The organism is Ramlibacter sp., from assembly GCF_013697775.1.
In the GTDB taxonomy this organism is placed as follows: domain Bacteria; phylum Pseudomonadota; class Gammaproteobacteria; order Burkholderiales; family Burkholderiaceae_C; genus Ramlibacter.
The window spans coordinates 1-2,546 of record NZ_JACCWG010000408.1; the positions used below are offsets into that span (position 1 = coordinate 1).

Here is a 2,546-nt window from a genome sequence, read left to right on the forward strand (position 1 = left end):
GTACGCGTCCGACGAGCACCGTCTTGTCTGACGCGGGGTATTTCACGAAGGGTGTGACCTTAAATCTAGCTTTAAGGTCATCGAGCGATGCGGGTCGAGGTTTTGGACGGGTTAGAGCGGCGGCGACGTTGGTCGCAGGACGACAAGACACGTATTGTCGAGGAAACGCTGGTACCGGGCGCCAAGGTGACGGACGTTGCCCGCCGCAACGGTGTCGCGGCGAGCGTGGTGTTCACCTGGCGTCGGCAGGCGCGAACGGTTGAGAAGGTCGGGCCCTGTTTTGCGCCGGTGCAGATTACCGCGGTGGCGGAAACGGGCGGGGTAAGCGCGAAGCCGCCGTCCGAGAATGACGGGCGGATGCGGCTGGTGCCCGCGGCCCGGACCGGACTGATCGAGATTGATCTTGGCAACCGGCGACGCATCCGGGTGGATGCGCAAGTTGACCCGGAGGCGCTGGCGCGGGTTCTCGACGTGCTGGAACGCCGGTGATCGCGGTTCCCGGCAATGTGCGGGTGTGGCTTGCGACCGGCCATACCGATATGCGACGTGGCTTCCCGAGCCTGGCACGGCTGGTTCAGGAAAGCTTGAAGCGCGATCCCCACGTCGGTGATCTCTACGTTTTTAGAGGCCGTCGCGGTGATCTCATCAAGATCATTTGGCATGATGGCCAGGGCGCGTGCCTGTTCACGAAACGGCTGGAGCGCGGGCGCTTTCTGTGGCCATCGCTGGCGGACGGTGTTGTCACCATCAGCGTTGCGCAATTATCCTATCTTCTGTCCGGAATTGACTGGCGAATGCCGCAGGCAACTTGGCGTCCACAAGCCTCCGGTTAAGCTGTGGCTTTTTGACTCACAGCAGAAATCCGGCGCGATTTTTTGCGGCGAATATGTTTGATTCGTCATCGTGACGATGCCCTCCGATTCACTTCCCGCCGACCTCGCCGCCGCGCATGCGATGATCCTTGCGCAGCGCGAGCAGCTGACATTGGCGAAGAGCGAAGTCACTGTCGGCCGGCTCGAAATCGAGCGGCTGAAGCTGATGCTGGCCAAGGCACGGCGCGAGCAGTTCGGGCAATCCTCCGAACGCGGCAAGCTGCTGGTCGAGCAGCTCGAGCTTGCGATCGAGGACCTCGAAGAGACCCAGGCCGAACAGGAAACCAAGGCTGAGATTGCCGCGCCAGAGGCCGCCAAGGAGAAGCGCGCGCAAAATCCGCGACCGCCTCGACGTCCGCTGCCGGACAATCTGCCGGTCGAACGTATCGTCGAGCCCGCGCCTTGCGCGTGCGGCAAGTGCGGCAGCGCGCGACTGCACAAGCTCGGCGAGGTGGTGTCGAAAACCCTGGAATGCGAGCCGCGGCGCTGGAAGATCATCGAGCACGTCCGCGAAAAATTCTCCTGCCGGGACTGCGAGGCGATCACCGAGGCGCCGGCGCCCTCCCATCCGATCCCGCGCGGCTTTGCCGGGCCGAGCCTGCTGGCGATGGTGCTGGTCAACAAGTTCCTGCTGCATCAGCCGCTGAACCGGCAGAGCAAGACCTATGCCCGCGAGGGGGTTGAGATTGATGTCTCGACGCTGGCAGATCGGGTCGGCGCCTGCGTGGTGGCGCTCGACCCAATTATTGAGGCCATCCGGACCCATGTCATGAGCGCGGAACGCATCCACGCCGACGATACGACGGTGCCTGTGCTGGCAAAATTGAAGGCCGTCACCGGCCGGATCTGGACCTATGTTCGTGATGACCGGCCGTTTGGCGGCCAGGATCCGCCGGCGGCCTTGTTCTATTACTCGCGCAACCGGGCTGGAGAGCATCCACGAAGCCACCTGGCCGGCTATGTCGGCCTGATGCAGGCCGATGCCTTTAACGGATACAACGACCTCTACAGGGGCAATCGCAAGCCAGCGCCGATCCTTGAGGCGGCCTGCTGGAGCCACGGGCGCAGAAAGTTCTTCGACCTGGCAAAATCGGGAGAGGCGCCGATTGCCGCTGAGGCTGTGCGGCGCATCGATGAACTGTTCGAAATCGAGCGCACCGTCAACGGCAAAACGCCCGAGCAGCGGCTTGCTGTCCGACGTGAGAAATCGAAGCCGCTTCTCATCGAGCTCGAAACCTGGCTGCGCCAGCAGCGAGCCTTGCTCTCATCAAGCAACGACACCGCAAAGGCCATCAACTATCTCTTCAACCGCTGGGCTGCGTTCACCCGCTTCCTCGACGACGGCCGCGTCTGTCTCACCAACAACGCCGCCGAACGAGCCCTACGCGGCGTGGCGGTCGGAAGAAAGAATTGGACCTTTGCCGGTTCAGATGCAGGCGGCCATCGTGCGGCCGCCGTCTATACCCTTGTCGAGACCTGCAAGATGAACGACGTCGATCCCCAAGCATGGCTTGCGGACGTGCTGGCCCGGCTCCCCGATTATCCCGCCAACAAGGTCGCTGACCTGCTGCCCTGGAATTGGAAGGCGAACCAGCAGCCCAGGGCCGCCGTTGCCGCCTGAGGGATCTTCAGCGGAGGATCGCACCTACCTGGGGTGCTGGTCGGATGCGTACG

3 protein-coding genes are annotated in these 2,546 nt (G+C 63.0%); all 3 read left to right on the forward strand.

Annotated features, from left to right (window positions below):
* Window positions 1–87 precede the first annotated feature (87 nt).
* The 3 genes from H0U68_RS20750 (at window position 88) to H0U68_RS20760 (ending at window position 2,493) form a co-directional block, all read left to right on the forward strand.
* Window positions 88–489, forward strand: a complete 402-nt coding sequence (locus tag H0U68_RS20750) for a transposase (RefSeq protein WP_296358801.1) — start codon at window positions 88–90, stop codon at window positions 487–489.
* Complete coding sequence (gene tnpB, locus H0U68_RS20755; protein ID WP_296358802.1) at window positions 486–833, forward strand: IS66 family insertion sequence element accessory protein TnpB; 348 nt, start codon at window positions 486–488, stop codon at window positions 831–833. The genes H0U68_RS20750 and tnpB overlap by 4 nt, the downstream gene beginning before the upstream one ends.
* A gap of 76 nt (window positions 834–909) precedes the next feature.
* On the forward strand, window positions 910–2,493 hold the full coding sequence (locus H0U68_RS20760; RefSeq protein ID WP_296358803.1) for an IS66 family transposase: 1,584 nt from the start codon (window positions 910–912) through the stop codon (window positions 2,491–2,493).
* The last annotated feature ends 53 nt before the right edge of the window (window positions 2,494–2,546 follow it).